This window comes from Sphingobium sp. SYK-6 (assembly GCF_000283515.1).
Lineage (GTDB): Bacteria > Pseudomonadota > Alphaproteobacteria > Sphingomonadales > Sphingomonadaceae > Sphingobium > Sphingobium lignivorans.
Genome location: NC_015976.1, coordinates 3,070,364 through 3,086,254, shown reverse-complemented (window position 1 = coordinate 3,086,254; position 15,891 = coordinate 3,070,364). Strand labels below are relative to the sequence as shown.

16 protein-coding genes are annotated in these 15,891 nt (G+C 68.1%); 13 read left to right on the top strand and 3 right to left on the bottom strand.

The annotated features are described in order from the left end of the window. Nucleotides 1–14 precede the first annotated feature (14 nt). Both SLG_RS14115 and SLG_RS21790 read left to right on the top strand, forming a co-directional pair. On the top strand, nucleotides 15–845 hold the full coding sequence (locus SLG_RS14115) for an alpha/beta fold hydrolase (RefSeq protein ID WP_014077169.1): 831 nt from the start codon (nucleotides 15–17) through the stop codon (nucleotides 843–845). Nucleotides 846–958: 113 nt separating this feature from the next. Then, complete coding sequence (locus tag SLG_RS21790; protein ID WP_014077168.1) at nucleotides 959–1,126, top strand: hypothetical protein; 168 nt, start codon at nucleotides 959–961, stop codon at nucleotides 1,124–1,126. Between the two features lie 53 nt (nucleotides 1,127–1,179). On the opposite strand, the gene SLG_RS20490 is transcribed toward SLG_RS21790, so the two are convergent. Then, entirely contained in the window at nucleotides 1,180–3,918 is a 2,739-nt protein-coding gene (locus SLG_RS20490) for a protein kinase domain-containing protein (protein WP_014077167.1), read from the bottom strand. Nucleotides 3,919–4,072: 154 nt separating this feature from the next. Here SLG_RS20490 and SLG_RS20485 point away from each other — a divergent pair, with 154 nt between their 5' ends. From SLG_RS20485 to SLG_RS14060, 11 genes are all read left to right on the top strand, one after another. Next, a complete protein-coding gene (locus SLG_RS20485) occupies nucleotides 4,073–4,978 on the top strand; it encodes a hypothetical protein (protein WP_148276605.1) in 906 nt (301 codons plus the stop codon). 68 nt (nucleotides 4,979–5,046) lie between these two features. Continuing rightward, nucleotides 5,047–6,021 carry a hypothetical protein gene (locus SLG_RS14100; protein WP_148276604.1) on the top strand — a complete coding sequence of 325 codons (975 nt, stop codon included), beginning with the start codon at nucleotides 5,047–5,049 and terminating at the stop codon, nucleotides 6,019–6,021. Beyond that, on the top strand, nucleotides 6,018–6,794 hold the full coding sequence (locus tag SLG_RS21995) for a hypothetical protein (protein ID WP_014077164.1): 777 nt from the start codon (nucleotides 6,018–6,020) through the stop codon (nucleotides 6,792–6,794). The genes SLG_RS14100 and SLG_RS21995 overlap by 4 nt, the downstream gene beginning before the upstream one ends. 67 nt (nucleotides 6,795–6,861) lie before the next feature. Then, nucleotides 6,862–7,407, top strand: a complete 546-nt coding sequence (locus tag SLG_RS14090; RefSeq protein ID WP_014077163.1) for a hypothetical protein — start codon at nucleotides 6,862–6,864, stop codon at nucleotides 7,405–7,407. Nucleotides 7,408–7,601: 194 nt separating this feature from the next. Continuing rightward, nucleotides 7,602–8,843 carry a putative DNA modification/repair radical SAM protein gene (locus SLG_RS14085; protein WP_014077162.1) on the top strand — a complete coding sequence of 414 codons (1,242 nt, stop codon included), beginning with the start codon at nucleotides 7,602–7,604 and terminating at the stop codon, nucleotides 8,841–8,843. After that, a complete protein-coding gene (locus SLG_RS14080; RefSeq protein ID WP_014077161.1) occupies nucleotides 8,840–10,288 on the top strand; it encodes a UdgX family uracil-DNA binding protein in 1,449 nt (482 codons plus the stop codon). The genes SLG_RS14085 and SLG_RS14080 overlap by 4 nt, the downstream gene beginning before the upstream one ends. Before the next feature lie 139 nt (nucleotides 10,289–10,427). Next, on the top strand, nucleotides 10,428–11,876 hold the full coding sequence (locus tag SLG_RS14075; protein ID WP_014077160.1) for a cytochrome ubiquinol oxidase subunit I: 1,449 nt from the start codon (nucleotides 10,428–10,430) through the stop codon (nucleotides 11,874–11,876). Then, nucleotides 11,873–12,871, top strand: coding sequence for a cytochrome d ubiquinol oxidase subunit II (gene cydB, locus SLG_RS14070; protein WP_014077159.1), 999 nt, complete (start codon nucleotides 11,873–11,875; stop codon nucleotides 12,869–12,871). Before SLG_RS14075 ends, cydB begins: the two co-directional genes overlap by 4 nt. Continuing rightward, nucleotides 12,871–12,990 (top strand): DUF2474 domain-containing protein, encoded by a 120-nt coding sequence (locus tag SLG_RS21020; RefSeq protein ID WP_014077158.1) that lies wholly within the window; start codon nucleotides 12,871–12,873, stop codon nucleotides 12,988–12,990. Before cydB ends, SLG_RS21020 begins: the two co-directional genes overlap by 1 nt. A gap of 318 nt (nucleotides 12,991–13,308) precedes the next feature. Further along, nucleotides 13,309–13,746 carry a hypothetical protein gene (locus SLG_RS14065; RefSeq protein WP_041392058.1) on the top strand — a complete coding sequence of 146 codons (438 nt, stop codon included), beginning with the start codon at nucleotides 13,309–13,311 and terminating at the stop codon, nucleotides 13,744–13,746. Then, the gene (locus tag SLG_RS14060; RefSeq protein ID WP_014077156.1) at nucleotides 13,746–14,645 is read left to right on the top strand and encodes an oxygenase MpaB family protein; all 900 of its coding nucleotides are present in this window, start codon (nucleotides 13,746–13,748) and stop codon (nucleotides 14,643–14,645) included. Before SLG_RS14065 ends, SLG_RS14060 begins: the two co-directional genes overlap by 1 nt. Here SLG_RS14060 and SLG_RS14055 read toward each other — a convergent pair. Both SLG_RS14055 and gntA read right to left on the bottom strand, forming a co-directional pair. Beyond that, complete coding sequence (locus SLG_RS14055) at nucleotides 14,621–15,211, bottom strand: DUF1989 domain-containing protein (protein ID WP_014077155.1); 591 nt, start codon at nucleotides 15,209–15,211, stop codon at nucleotides 14,621–14,623. The two genes, SLG_RS14060 and SLG_RS14055, sit on opposite strands and share 25 nt — an antisense overlap. Then, nucleotides 15,208–15,891 carry a guanitoxin biosynthesis heme-dependent pre-guanitoxin N-hydroxylase GntA gene (gntA, locus tag SLG_RS14050; RefSeq protein WP_041393405.1) on the bottom strand — a complete coding sequence of 228 codons (684 nt, stop codon included), beginning with the start codon at nucleotides 15,889–15,891 and terminating at the stop codon, nucleotides 15,208–15,210. Before gntA ends, SLG_RS14055 begins: the two co-directional genes overlap by 4 nt.

The window sequence follows — 15,891 nt, the reverse complement described above, 5'->3', positions numbered from 1 at the left end:
ACGGAGACAGGACCATGGCTTACGTAACGACCAAGGACGGTGTTGAGATTTTCTACAAGGACTGGGGCCCGAAGGACGCCCAGCCGATCATGTTCCATCATGGCTGGCCGCTCAGCGCGGACGACTGGGATGCGCAGATGCTGTTCTTCGTGAACAAGGGCTACCGCGTGATCGCGCATGATCGCCGTGGCCATGGTCGCTCCTCGCAGGTGGCCGATGGTCATGACATGGACCATTACGCAGCCGACGCGGCGGCCGTGGTCGAGGCGCTGGACCTGCGGGGCGCGATCCATGTCGGCCACTCCACCGGCGGCGGTGAAGTCGCCCATTATGTGGCGCGCGCCGGGGCGGGCCGCGTGGCGAAGGCCGTGCTGATCGGTGCCGTGCCGCCGATCATGCTGAACACCCCGGCCTATCCCGGCGGATTGCCCATCGAGGTGTTCGACGGCTTCCGCGCCGCGCTCGCGGCCGACCGCGCGAGCTTCTATCGGGATGTCGCATCCGGGCCGTTCTACGGCTTCAACCGCCCCGGCGCGAAAGTGCTTCCCGCCGTGGTCGACAATTGGTGGCGGCAGGGCATGATGGGCAGCGCCAAGGCCCATTATGACGGGATCAAGGCCTTCTCCGAGACCGACTTCACGGACGATCTCAAGGCGATCGACGTGCCGACGCTGCTCATGCATGGCGATGACGATCAGATCGTCCCCATCGACCACAGCGCACGGCTTGGCATCGACCTGCTCGGCAAGGGCGAGCTCAAGGTCTATCCGGGGCTCCCCCACGGCATGGCGACCGTGAATGCGGACACCATCAATGCCGATCTGCTCGCTTTCATCGAAAGCTGAGCAGGCGCCGGCACGACGCGGCTGAAACGGCGCCGCGCTGCCAATCTCGCGAAGCCGGGCTGCCCCGTGCCGCCCGGCTTCGACGATTATAGGGGCGTGCGGGACTGGGCGGCGTGGACACATTCGCGACCACGGCGGCACGCCATATCGTCATGAACGAGGTCATCCTGGACTCGATCCGGGATTCCGCTTCTTCCTGTTTCTCAAACCTGCTGGCCCGGCGATTTTTCAAGGCAGCGGGATCCCGGATCGAGTTCGGGATGACAAACGAAAAGGACTGAAAAGCGCGCTCCCGGCGTCCTCATGGTCCGCGACGTTTCATGCCGCCTAAGCCTCAGCGGGAAGCCAGCGTCAGGGTCTGCTCCAGCGCTGCCAGCTTGCGCGACTGGTAGGGATCGGCCGCGCTGTTCGCGAAGACCGGCCGCGCCGCTGCCAGCCGTTGCTGTGCCTCGGCCCGGTCGCCGGCGGCCAGCGCCACTTCGGCCAGGGCCAGGTCGAGATTGGCTGGCCAGTCCTGATCGCCGACCAGTTCGGAGACTTTGCGGCGGTCGATGCCGGCGAGCAGCGGCCCGGCCTCGCCCGGTCTTCCGGCGGCGATGAGGCAATCGGCGAGAGCAGCCCGCACGCCCATGGAAAGCGCGGTCTCCGGCCCCGGGACGGCGCGCGCGGCCTGCGCGGCGGCACGGGCATTGGCGATGCCGGCATCATGCAGCCCGGCGCGGCACTGGGACGTCGCCGTGTCCGCGCGCCCGGCAATGGCCTGGAACGCGTTGGCGCCCTCATGCTCGGCCGAAGTGCGCCACACGCGCTCCCCATCGGCCGCCGCCTCGGCATAGCGTTCCAGACTGCCGAGCGATTGCTGGCGCACCGCAAGCAGCTGCATGGTGCGGCGGTGACGGATGCCGTAGCGCTTTTCCATCAGCGGCAGGAGCGCGGTGGCGGCTTCCACGACCTCGGCATGGCGCTTCTGGATCATCAGCGCCTGGATGAGATTGAGGCGGATGTTCAGCGCGTCCGGGCTTTCGGGCCCACTCAGCCGGGTGAATTCCTCGACGAGCGGGCGGAATTGCCGCGCGGCCTCGGCGCCGTCGCCCATGCGGATCGCCATGAAGGCGACGCGCTGGCGCATGTTCAGCCGCTGCCGCAGTGTGAAGTCGTCCGGCAGGGTCTCGGCGATCTCCGAGGCGCGCCGGAAAGCGACGCCGGCAGCCGGCACATCCTCGGATGCCAGCGCGATCGAGCCTTCGGTCGAGGCGAGCCAGACCGCCGGGACGCCGCTGGCCGTGCCCAGCATCCCGCGTGCCCCGGCGAGCAGTTTGCGGGCATTGGGCAGCAGGTTCGGGTCTCCGCTCAGCGCTTCCATCTCGGCCAGATGCAGCCGGGTGATCGCCTGTTCCTGCCGGCCCGCGTTTCCGGCACGGCCATAAGCCGCGTCCGCCTTGGCATATTCGACGCGGGCAGCGGCAAGGTCGGTGCGCTGGTCGAAGGCGCGCGCGAGCGCGGCATGCAGCCGCCCGGCGATCAGGGGCGCCGCGCGGAAGCGGATATCGATCTCGGCGCTGGCGCGACGGGATGCCTCGGCGATCGTCTCCTCGGCGGAGGACGCCTTGGCCGGATCGGCGCGGCCCAGAAGATCGTCGATGAGGAAGCTGTAGGACGCTTCGGCGATCTCGCGCTGGTGCCGCGCTTCGTCCCGCTGCTCGGCGGCAATGAAGGCCGCGGCGGACGTGGCGATGATGCCGACCGCCGCCGCCGCGCTGGCCGCAAGCACCCATGGCCGGCGAGCACGCCGCCGCGTATCCTGCCGCGCCAGATCCTCGAAGCGCTGCGCTGCCGCCTCGGCCGCCGCTGCGTCCTGCCGCCGCTCCTCGATCCGCTCGAGCCGGTCGGCGAGCAGGGCGGCAGAGTCGATCCGCTCGGCGGGATTGCCGGCGGCCGCGGCCGCGATGTCCTCGCGCAGCAGCGGGTCCTCGATCTCGCGCTCCCAGCCGGGAGCCGGCACGCGGCCGAAATCGCCCACCGCGAGCTGGAACAGGATGAGGCCCATGGAATAGACGTCCGACTTGACCGTCGGCACGGAGCCCACCGCCAGTTCCGGCGCGCGATAGAAAGGCGTGCCGGAAAGGCCCGGATCGCCCGAGGCATCGGCGGGCTGCGGCGTGATGGCATAGGGGCTGAGCAGATCCTCGTCGACCACCTGTCCGCTGCCGAAATCGGCGAGGCGGACGCGCGCGTCGTTGCCGGCCGCCTCGATCAGGATATTGGCGGGCTTCACATCCTTGTGCAGCACGCCCACGTCATGCACCGCCGCCAGCGCCCGGGCACTGCGCGCGGCGATCTCGATGCGCCTGGCAAGCGGAATGGCCTTGAGGTCGCCTGCCGCCCGGGCCCAGTCGATGAGGCTCATGCCGCTGTCGCGACTCTCCAGAAAATAAGGCGCGGTCTCGAAATTCCATTCGAGCAGCGGGACGAAAGGCCCGTCCGGCCCCAGCGCGGAAAGCAGCAGCCGGGCGACCATGGCCTCGCGCCGGAGCTGGCGCAGGCCGTCGGGCGTGTCGGCGAACTTGAAGACGCGTGTCTCGCCGGTCTTCTCGTGCCGGCTGCGCCAGACGTCGTTCTCGGGCTTGTCGCCGAGCGGCTCGATCAGGCGCCATTGCGGGCGGCCGGGCACGATGTCGCCGGGCGTGAAGGCGAAGCGTGGCGGCGCCGGCGTGGTCAGCGTCTCGACGGTGACGGGCGCGGCGAGCCGATAGCCGATGCGCGTGACCGTGGCGATCGCGTCCTGATTGCGCGGGCCGAGCGCGCGCCGCAGCTTGGCGATGGCCGTGGGGATGGAGCTTTCGACGACGTTGATGCCGTTCCACACCGTGTCGAGCAACTCGTCCTTGGAGACGGTTTCGCCGGCGCGCAGGCAGAGTTCCAGCAGCAGTTCGAGCGGCTTGGCCTCGAGCGTGACCGGTGCCCCGTCGACCAGCAGCGTCCAGCTCGCCTCGTCGAACACGACCGTGCCGAATGTCCAGCGCCGCCGCCGACGACGGGTCGTTTCAGGCCGTTCCCCGGCTCCTTCTTCCATGCTGCCCCCACATCACCATGACTTCAGAATATCTTGAGAATTCCATCAAGACGCCCGTCGCGCAACCCGCCATGTCCTTCATGTCCATCCGGCCGGGCGGATGGACCGCCAGCGATCGGTCGGTCGGGCGCAGTCGGTGAAGGGGGACAGCGACATGAAGGGCAGGATACTGGGCTTCGATGCATCGACCGGGTCGGGAGCGATCACGAGCGAGAGCGGCGAGCGGTTCACGTTCGTCGCCGCGCAATGGCGGGGGCAGCAAGCCATTCAGAATGGCCTGACAGTCGACTTCGAGCCGATGTCGGGAGTCGCGACGGAGATCTATCCGGTGGGGAAGGGCCTTGAGGTGCCCGTCGACCTGTCGCACCTTGCTGCCTCGCCCGCCGTGCAGAAGATCCGCGAGTTGGCGATGACGACGCTGGTCTTTCCGCTGGCGGCGCTGCTGCTGGTCGCGACCCTGCTGCCGATGGTGAGCACCATCCAGGGCAGCTTCTCGCTCTGGAGCCTCGGCACGCTGCAACGGCAAGTGAGCGCCAATCCGTTTCTCGGCAACGGCAATGTCGCGGGCGCTGAGCGTGCGCTGGCGGAACTCGATGCGCGGGAAGCCAGGTTGCAGCGGCCCATGACCGGTTTTGGCGGCATGCCGATCGACAATGGGCCCGCCCTGCAGCGCGTCGCAGAAGCGCGCGCCAGCATGGAGGCCCGGCTGAGCGCCGCGCGCATGGCGAGGACGGCCAATGCCCTGCTCGGTCTGCGCTGGCTGGTGCCGCTGCTCGCCGCCGTGCTCCTGTGGTTCTGCTGGATGGGCAAGGCCACGCGGACGATCGCGCTCGTCACGGGCGGGGTCTCGATCGTCACGGCGATCGCCGTCTTCGCCTATCGGCAGTCGATCGTGACATTCGCCGGCGCGGGCGAGAATGCGATCGGGGCGATGGTCTCGGCCAATCTCGAAGCCGCGATATCGGTGGCGATCGGCACATGGCTGATAGGCCTCATCGGCGTCGCGCTGGTGCTGGCCGCGCTCGGCATCGTTCGAAATCCGCTGGCGGCACGGGGCTGAGAGGCACGGGGCCGAGGCGGCGCGGCCGGGTCGGCCGACAAATCTCACGCATGAAGGAGGACAGGATCGTGAAGCGACTCATTATGTGTTCGGCCATGGCGCTGGCGCTCGCCGGATGCGGCGGCGGTAGCGGTGACGGCGACGGAGCGGAGGCCGGCGACGAGTCCGGCGCGGCGGGCCGCACGCTTTCGGGCAATGCCTCGGCCGAGGAAGTGGCGGAAGCGACCCGGGGCAATGTCTCCTGCCCGCCGCGCATCGCAACGCAGCGCCCGGCCGGCGCGCCGGTCGACGACGTGGTCGGCGTACGCCCCGGCATGAGCTGGGACGAGGCAGCCAATGTCGTCCAGTGCGACAATCCCATGCTGGTCGTCACCGAGAATAGCTCGCGCAAATACCGCATCGAGACTCACGGCGCGAAGATCCGCCACGGGTTCGATGCGAAGTTCGCCGAGGCGCGAGTGGAGAAGACGGGGCAGGAGATCGTCCGCGAGATGCAGCGCGACGCCATGCGCCGCGCCAACAATGCCTATGAGGCGCCGCTCCAGCCGGGCCAGACCCGCTATTATGTCGGCACGATGGGCCTGCCGGGGCAGGAGCGGGTGATCTCGGTCGCGCGCGAGGAATATTATCCGGAGGGGCAATCGCCGACGGTGGCGAGCGTGGAGCAGGCGCTCATCGCCAAATATGGCACGCCGACCAGCCAGGCGGACAATGGTCCCCGCCGCTCGCTCTCATGGAAATATGATCCGACCGGGCGCCTCGTCACGGAAACCTCGCCACTCTACCACAGCTGCACCGTCAATCCCTCGCCCGATTCCGGCTCCAGCCTGTCCCCCGATTGCGGGGTGACGGTGGCGGCCGACATCGGGCGCTCCAGGGACAATCCGGGGCTGGCGCACAGTCTGGCAGTGGCATCGCAGAACGGCGCCTCGGGCTATGCCGCCATCGAGAATACCGAGCAGGCCCTGGCGCGTGCCGATGAGGAGCGGCAGGCCAGCGAATTGCAGCAGGCCGATCAGGGCGCCGCGAGGCCCAAGCTGTGAGCGGGGGTATCGCGCACCGCCGGGCGTTCGTGCCGGCGCTGGCAACGCTCGCACTGCTCGCCGCCTGCTCGGTGGTCGAGTCCGGGAGCGACAACCAGACCGATCCCTCCGCCGTGCCGGCCGGGGGCGATGCCTTGTCCTCGCCAGTCGCAGGTGCGCCTCCGGCGGAGGCCGCCACGCCAGCGGCGCCGCCGGTGCCGGCCGAGATCGCCGCGCGCACGGGCGAGCTGACCGCGCCGGACGATTTCGCGATGGTGATGCTCTATTACAGCCTCACCGGCCTGCAGCCGCCCATCGACAAATGGGTGGAGGATGACATGAGCGTGCGCACTGCGGCGCCCGCCGACAAGGCGGCCGCGCGTGAGGCGGTTCGCGCCCGGTTCGCGTCCGGCCTGCAGTCGGTCAAGGATGTCGGGCGGCTTCGCATCACGTCGAATGCCAATCTCAGCGATTATGATCCGAGCTACGGCGAATATAGCGTGCGGGTCTTCGCGCCCAGTTCGTCGCTCATCTTCAATCGCTCGGGCGAGCGCATCCATGTGAAGTTCGACAATGCGCAGGCCGCGCAGCGCTGGAGCGTCCCGCAGGTCGAGGCCCAGTCCATCCGGGATCGCATCCAGTACCCGTCCGCCGTCGCCGTGGACGCGCTGCTGCAGATCACCGGCGCGGCGCCGGAACGGGATGGCGGCACGATCCGCGCGCGCGTGATCTCCTACGAACTCAAGAACAACAATTCGGGCACCACCATTGCCCGCGTGACGGTGCCGCAATGAGGCCCGGCACGGGTCCGGGAGGCGGCCAGCCGGTCGCGCGGGGTGAGGGAAGTGGAGGAAAGGGCGGATGATATCCTTCTTCAATGTGAGCGTGGATGATTTCGAGCTGTGGCGGGAGCATGGCTCCGCCGCGGGGGTGAAGACCTGGAGCGAGAGCCGCGTGAGCGGCAGCGGCGGCCACAACAACACGCCCGTCAACATCAGCACCCATGTCACGACGCGCAACGAGTTCTTCCTTGTCGACGGCGGCAAGGAAGCGGCGATCTCGCTGACCGGCGCCGTGCCGCTGCGGGACGGGCAATCCGCCAGCGTGGTCTATGTCAGGCGCCGGGGCACGACAAGCGGCTATCCCGTCCTGTTCCGGAACCACGCGAGCAATGACGAGCGCGTCTACAACGGCGTCATCGACGTGGCGGGCGGCAATGGATGCGGCATGCTGATCCTCGCCGTGCTGGTGGGCGGCGGTCTTGGCTATCTCCTGGGCGGCGAGCTTCTGCTCATTCTCGGCGCGATCGGGATGCTGACGGTCGTCATCATGCGAAACCTGAAGCTGCGGGCGACGAACAAGCAGATGATCCAGGATGCCCGCGCGCTGATCGGCGCGAGCAGCTGAGCGATCCCATCCACGCTTCCGGGACGAGGGCGCGCGGGCCCCGTCCATGGCGGGCGAGGAGGGGAGGAATGCCGGGCGAGAACCAACCTCGCCCGGCATTTTTCGTTCCGGCCGCCCGACAGCCGGTCGCCCTGGCGGCACGACCCGTCAACTTCCGGCTTGCTCCCTGAGCGGGTGGAACATATAAGGAACATATGGCCCGTCTATCCCTCGCCGAGCGGCTCGAAATCCTGGCGGACGCGGCAAAATATGATGCGTCCTGCGCCTCGTCCGGCACGAGCAAGCGGAACAGCCGGGACGGGAAGGGGCTGGGCTCGACGGAAGGCATGGGCATTTGCCATGCCTATGCGCCCGATGGCCGCTGCATCTCGCTGCTCAAGATCCTGCTCACCAACCACTGCATCTTCGATTGCCATTATTGCGTGAACCGCAAGAGCTCGAATGTGCGCCGCGCCCGGTTCACGCCGCGCGAAGTGGTGGACCTGACCCTCAGCTTCTATCGGCGCAATTATATCGAAGGCCTGTTTCTCTCCTCCGGCATCGTTCGCTCTTCCAGCCACACGATGGAGCAGCTGATCGAAGTGGCGCGGTCCCTGCGGGAGGATCACGCGTTTCGCGGCTACATCCATCTCAAGACGATCCCGGAAGCCGATCCGGAACTGGTCGAGCGCGCGGGCCTGTGGGCCGACCGGGTGTCGATCAATGTCGAGCTGCCTACGGACGCGGGGCTGGCGAGGCTCGCGCCGGACAAGGACAGCGGGCAGATCGAGAGCGCCATCGGCCGCATCGGCGATGCCATCGTCGAGGCGAAGGATGCGCGCAGGCGCTTCCGCCATGCGCCGCGCTTCGCGCCCGCCGGCCAGTCCACGCAGATGATCGTCGGCGCGGACGGCGCGAGCGACAGCCAGATCATCGGCCGGGCGAACGGCCTCTACGATCGGTTCGGGCTGCGCCGCGTCTATTATTCCGCCTTCAGCCCCATTCCGGATGCCAGCGCCGTGCTGCCGCTCCGGCGGCCGCCGCTGATGCGCGAGCATCGGCTGTACCAGTCCGACTGGCTGGTGCGTTTCTATGGTTTCTCGGCCACCGAAGTGCAGCAGGCGACCGATGCGGAAGGCATGCTGGCGCTCGATATCGATCCGAAGCTGGCCTGGGCGCTGAAACATCGGGAAAGCTTCCCGGTCGACATCAATCGCGCCACGCGCGAGCAGCTGCTGCGCGTCCCGGGACTGGGCACGCGCGCGGTGGCGGCCATCCTCCAGGCGCGCCGGCACCATCGGCTGCGGCTCGAGGATCTGGGGCGCCTCACCCGTTCGGTTGCCCGGCTGCGCCCTTTCATCGTCACGGCGGACTGGCGGCCGGCCTCGATCACGGACAGCATCGATCTTCGCGAGCGTCTCGCCCCGCCGCCGCGCCAGATGGAGCTGTTCGGTTGACCGCGCGGCCCGGCGCCACCAGTCGGCAGCACTGCATCCTCGTCGAGCGGCCCGATGACCTGGAAGCCTGGCGGGAGCAGGCGCGCGCGCTGGCGGCAGCCGGCGTGGCGCCCGAGCATGTCATATGGTCCTTGCAGTCCTCCGGCGCGGCCGATCTGTTCGGGGGCGCCGCTGCGCCCGCCGCCTGCCTTTCATCACTGGCGGCGCCCCTTGCCGTGCGCGCGAACGAAGCCTTTCTCGGGCTCGCGCAGGTCGTGATCCGGCATCGCGATGCAGCCCGTTTCGCCTTGCTCTATCGCCTGCTCTGGCGGCTGCAGGGAGATCGCCGGCTGATGGAAAAGCCGGCCGATCCCGACGTTCATCGGGCCATCGCCATGGGCCGGCAAGTCCGGCGGGACATCCACAAGATGCGCGCATTCGCGCGGTTCCGGGCCGTCACGGAGCCGGACGGGGGCGAGCGCTACATCGCCTGGTTCGAGCCGGAGCATCATGTGGTGCGCGCCAATGCCCGCTTCTTTCTTGATCGCTTCGCCAGTCAGCGCTGGTCGATCCTCACGCCCGATCTCTGCCTCCACTGGGATGGCGAGTCGCTGGTCGAGGCACCGGGGGCCGACCCGCGCGATGCGCCGCGGGAGGATGCCACGGAGGATCTCTGGCAGCGTTATTATGCGTCGATCTTCAATCCCGCGCGCCTGAAGGTCGGCATGATGGTCAAGGAGATGCCGCGCCGCTACTGGAAGAATTTGCCCGAGGCGCAATTGATCCCGCAGCTCATCGCCGGTGCGCAGGCGCGCGAGGCGGCCATGGTGGCGCAGGGCGCCGATCCCTTTCCGGCCGCGCCGCCTGGGACGCTGGAAGAGATCGCGCAGGGAATCGCCGCCTGCCGCCGCTGCCCCATCGGCTGCAATGGCACGCGCGCCGTTCCGGGCGAGGGGCCGGCGCAGGCCCGGCTCCTGATCGTCGGCGAGCAGCCCGGGGATAGCGAGGAGCGCGCCGGCCGGCCCTTTGTCGGGCCGGCCGGGCAGCTTCTCGATCGTCATCTCCAACAGGCGGGGCTGGATCGCGCATCGATCCGGCTGACCAACGCGGTGAAGCATTTCAGGTTCGAGCCGCGCGGCAAGCGGCGCATTCACCAGACGCCCACGGCCGGGCAGATCGATCGCTGCCGCTGGTGGCTGGAGGCCGAGCGGCGGCTCGTGAAGCCGGACATGGTCCTGGCGCTGGGCGCCAGTGCGGGACGGGCCCTGCTGGGCCGCGCGCCGAGGCTGGCCGACGAGCGCGGCACGGCGATGCGTCTGGCGGACGGCGCCGGCCTCTGGCTGACGGTCGATCCCAGCTATCTGCTCCGGCTCGACGGCGCCGCGCGGGACCGGGAAGAAGCGCGCTTTCAGGATGACCTGGCCCGATTGCGCATCATGCTGGAAGAGCCGGCCGCCACGCCCTGAGCGCCCGTCCTGCCCGTGGCGGGAAATCCGGAAATCGCCCGGAATTCTCCTTCTCCTCCTTGCCCCGAGGTGCTAGGGGGCCGCCATCGACACGTCCCGATGCTGGCAAGGCCAGCGCTTTTATGTCTGGGGTGATGCTATGTTTGCCGAGGTCGACGCGGTCCTGCTGGCGCGCATTCAGTTCGCTTTCACGGTGAGCTTCCACTTCATCTTTCCGGCCTTCTCCATCGGGCTCGCGAGCTATCTCGCGGTGCTCGAGGGCCTGTGGCTGAAGACCGGCAAGGCCGTCTATCTCGACCTGTTCCGCTACTGGCTCAAGATCTTCGCCATCACCTTCGCGATGGGCGTGGTCTCCGGCATTGTCATGTCCTACCAGTTCGGCACCAACTGGTCGGTCTTTTCGGACGTGGCGGGTCCGGTCATCGGGCCGCTCATGGCCTATGAGGTGCTCACCGCCTTCTTCCTGGAAGCCGGCTTCCTCGGCGTGATGCTGTTCGGCATGAACCGCGTCGGCAGGAAGCTGCATTTCTTCGCGACGGTCATGGTCGCGCTCGGCACGTTCGTGTCCGCTTTCTGGATCCTCTCGGTCAACAGCTGGATGCAGACGCCGCAGGGGCACATCCTGGGCGACAACGGCCAGTTCCTGCCCGGCGAGAGCTGGCTGCCGATCATCTTCAATCCCAGCTTCCCCTACCGGCTCGTCCACACCGTGACTGCCGCCTATCTCACCACGGCGCTCGTCGTGGGGGCAACCGGCGCGTGGCATCTGCTGAAGGGACGGGCAAGCGAGCATGCCCGCAAGATGTTCTCGATGGCCATGTGGATGGTCGCGCTGGTCGCGCCGGTGCAGATCTTCGTGGGGGACATGCACGGCCTCAACAGCTGGGAGCATCAGCCGGCCAAGGTGCTGGCGATGGAAGGCCATTTCGAAAGCTATCCCGAAGGCGCGCCTTTCATCCTGTTCGGCCTGCCGAGCGATCGCGGCGAGCGCGTCGATTACGCCGTGGAGATCCCGGGGCTGACCTCGCTGCTGCTGGAGCATGACTTCAAGGCGCCGATCGAGGGGCTCAAGACCTTTCCGGCCGACGAGCGCCCGCCCGTCGCCGTCGTCTTCTGGTCATTCCGCATCATGGTGGGGCTCGGCGTCCTCATGCTCACGCTCGGCGTGGCGAGCCTGTGGGCCCGCTGGCGCAAGGGCCTCTACGACTGGCCGCTCCTCCATCGCTTCGCGCTGGTGATGGGGCCGGCGGGCTTCGTGGCCGTCATTGCCGGATGGGTGACGACGGAGGTGGGGCGCCAGCCTTATGTGATCTACGGCCTGCTGCGCACCGCGGACGCCGCCTCGCCGCTGGGCGCGCCGGCCGTCGCGGCTTCGCTGCTGGCTTTCGTCATCATCTATTTCGCGGTGTTCGGCGTCGGCACCTGGTATATCCTGCGGCTCATGAACACGCCGCCGCGCCCCCATGAATCGGGTGTGGAGACGGAAGAGCGCGGCCCGATCCGCAGCGCCGGCATCACGCCCGGCCCGGCCCAGAACAGGGGAGCGGGCACGGCCGGGCCCGCCGCAACGCGGGAGGACGAAGCATGATCGATCTCACGATGATCTGGGCGTTCATCATCGCCTTCGCCGTCTTCGCTTATGTGGTGATGGACGGGTTCGATCTGGGCATCGGCATCCTCTTCCCCACCTTGCGCGTGGGCCATGGCCGCAATCGCGCGATGAACTCGATCGCGCCGGTCTGGGACGGGAACGAGACCTGGCTGGTGCTCGGCGGGGGCGGGCTCATGGCGGCTTTCCCGCTCGCTTATGCGGTGATCCTGCCGGCGACCTATCCGCTCATCATCGCCATGCTGCTCGGCCTCGTCTTTCGCGGCGTCGCTTTCGAATTCCGCTGGCGCGATCCGGCGCACCGGGCCTTCTGGGATACCGCTTTCTTCGGCGGCTCGGTCATCGCCGCGCTCTCGCAGGGCATGATCCTGGGCGCGCTGCTGCAGGGCATAGACGTCACCGGCCGCGCTTATGACGGGAGCTGGTGGGACTGGCTCACGCCCTATACGCTGCTCACCGGGCTGGGGGTCGTCGCCGGCTATGCGCTGCTCGGCGCGTGCTGGATGATCTGGAAGCTGGAAGGGGACGTGCAGGAACATGCCTATCGCCTCGCCGTGCGCGCCGCCATCGCCACGCTGCTGCTGATGGGCGCGGTCAGCGTCTATAACCTGCTCCTGCTCGACCAGTATCGGGAGCGCTGGCTGGACATGCCCAATATCCTCTTCGCCAGCCAGGTTCCGCTGCTCACCGCCATCGTGGCGTTCGGGCTGTTCTATGCGCTGAAGACGCGCCGCGACCTGATGCCCTTCCTTCTGGCGCTCGCGCTGTTCCTGCTCGGCATGGCGGGCATCGGCGTCACCATCTGGCCTTATGTCGTGCCGACCCAGATCACGATCTGGGATGCCGCCGCGCCGGAATCGAGCCAGATCTTCATGCTCGTCGGCGTGGCGCTCACCTTGCCGCTGATCCTCGCCTATACCGGCTGGGCCTATTGGGTGTTCCGGGGCAAGGTCGGCCATGAGGGCTATCATTGATGCGTGATGCGGACGAGGCCCCGCTCTGGCAGCGCCTCGCCTGGATGGCCGCGATCTGGGCCGCCAGCGTCGCCGTGCTCGGCGCGGTGGCATGGCTGCTGCGCCTCTGGATCGCCTAGGGCTGATCGACATTGTCCTGCGGACGCCTTCGGCTCCAGCGCTGGCGGCCTACCATCTCGTCACGCACGACGTCATTCCGGACCTGATCCGGGATCCCGGGTCGAGCCCGGGATGACCAACGAAAAATAGTTGAAAAGCGCGCTTCTGGCTTCCCCAAGGTCCGCGGATTGGTCCACGTCGCCGAGCTTCGATCCACAATCCGCGCTGGGACTTCCGGTCGGGCATTCCTCCTCTGCTCGGCGCTTTGTCAGAAGCCGAATGGCGTCTGATGCATTAGGGTGGGCGAGGGGCAGTCCGCCCCGCGAAGGAACATGCCCATGCTGGTCAACCCGTTCTCCCTCTGGCTGGACATGGTCCGCACAGGCATGGACATCGCCCAGACGATCAGCGGGACGCAGAATGTCGTCATGGCCCGCCTGCCGGTCATCGCCGCGGCCTTCCATTCGCCCCTGACCGCCGATCACCGCGAGCTCAGCCTGATGGTGAGCGAGAAGGTGGATGCGTTCGGCAAGGCGTCGGTGGCGCGGGCGAGGGACGATGCCTCGATCCGGGATGCCTGGTCCGCGAATGCACGGGACATGGGGCGGCTGGCCGGCGGCGCCATGCTGGGCCCGCAGGACTGGCTTGCCATCATGAACCGCAACACCGCCGCGATGACCAGCTGGTTCGCGATTCCCGCCAAGGTTCTGGCGCCCTATCACAAGGCGGTCACTGCCAATGACCGGCGGCTGGCGCGGCGCGGCCGGCGGATGTGATGCGCCGCCCCTCGCAGATGGTCCGCGGCCTGCTGGTGCGCCAGATACAGGACGTGTTCAACGATCGCGAACGGGGCGAGGCGCCGGTTGTCCGGTCCGATGAGGCGCTGTTCGATCGCGGATCGGAGATCTGGCGCGTGCACGGGGACGTCACCACGATGATGATCGGCGGCGTGACCGCGCTGCTGCTGCAGATGCTCCATCCCGCCGCGCTCGCGGGTGTATGGGATCACAGCAGCTTCCGCAGCGACATGCTCGGCCGCCTGCGCCGCACCGCGCGCTTCATCGCCGTCACGACCTTCGGCGAACGGACGCAAGCCGAGGCGGCGATCGCGCGCGTCCGGGACGTCCATGCGCAGATCAGCGGCGTGCTGGACGATGGAACAGCCTATCGGGCGAGCGATCCCCGCCTGCTCGCCTGGGTGCATGTCTGCGAGGCGATGGCGTTTCTGGAGGCATGGCGCGCCTTTGGCGAGCCGGGCATGACCCGCACCGCGCAGGATCGTTATTTCGCGCAGCACGCCCGCATTGCCCGCGCGCTCGGTGCCGCGCCGGTGCCCGAGAGTCGCGCGGAGGCGGAGACACTGATCGAGAGCTTCCGCCCGGAACTGCGCGTGACCGCGCGGACCCGGGCCGTCGCCCGCATGATCCTCGACCATCCGCCGCCCACCCTTGCGATGCTGCCGACGCAGAAGCTCGTCATGCAGGCGGCGGTGGAGATCATGCCGCGCTGGGCGAGGAAGCTCCACGGCTTCGCGCGGCCGCCTTTCTCCGGCCCGCTCGTGCGCGGCAGTGCCTTCGCGCTCGCGCAGACGGTCCGCTGGGCCTTCAGGCCGGAGAGTGCGCGTCCCACCGGCTCAGGCGGCGCCCGCGTTCAGCCCGGGTCCTCGATGAGATAGTCGATCGGCTTAAAGCTGCCGCCATTGCTCGCATAAGCGGAGCAGGCCGTCAGGCCGATGACGAGGTCCATTTCCGCGCGCAGCACGATCCTGTCGCCCGCGCGGCTCAGCGGAGGCAGCACGCTGATCTTGCCGTCCGGCCCCACCGGCACGTTCATGAAGCAGTTGAACGCCACCGGAATCATGTCTTCCGCGATGCCGTAGGGCGCGAGCGTGGCGGCGAGATTGCCGAAGCATCCGGGCGCCACCGGCTTGTCGGGATAGAAATGCAGGAAGGTGTCGACGCTGCACGGCGTCAGCAGGAAGTCGTGACAGCCGACCGTGTCCTGCTCGATGGCGAGCAGGACATTGGACCGGTTGGACCAGAGCCGGTTGCCGGTCGTGAGGCGGATCGTCTCTTCATAATCGAGCGTGCGCCCGTTGCTCAGCACCTCGCGCACGTCGGCGCGGTTATAGGCGAGCAGGTCCGCGACCTGCGTCCCTTCCGGGTCGATGACCGTCAAGCGCTGGCCCTTGAGAAGCTCGAAGGCCACGCCCGAGCGCGGGGGGATGCGCTGCGGCGTCATACCGCCGCTCGCGGATCGTGGAAGGGGCATTTCCAGTCATTCCCGACCAGCCGGCCGCTATACTGCGCCGCTTCGCTCGACTCGCCGTGGCGGGAGAGCATGGGGTTGGGCGATCCGGCGAGGTCCGTATCCCGGCCGATGATGGTCTCGCGGATTTTCTCGTAGCGCCCTTCCTGCCGCAGCTGCTCGAACTGATCGTGCAGGTTGAAGACGATCACCGGGCGCTCGAAGCGGCGCGCCGGCCGGCTGGCGGCGGGATGCAGCCCAACGGCGAAAAAGGCTTCCCCGCCGAAGCTGAGCGAGAAATGCGGGTCGTCCGGATCGCCGCTCACCCGCTCGTCGAACGGCACGCCGAGCCAGGCGTCCTTGTCCGCGAGGGACTGGAGCCGGTCCCACATCGCGCGTTCGAAGGCTTCCTCGTCCAGCGGGACGGGCTTGGCGAAAATGATCGCGAGGCTGCGGAACAGGCCGGGGTCCGCGCTGTAGGAGTCGGCCCAGGCAAGCAGCTCGCGGTGCAGCCGCACATCGTCCCAGCCGCTGTCGATCGACCAGCCGACAAGGACATGCAGCGTCCCGCGCGAGAGGGCCGACTTGGCGCCCACGCAGGGAAAGCGCCTGTCCATGATGAAGGTTTCGAACGCTTGACGCAGACGCCGTTCTTCCGCTGGCGAGATCAACAT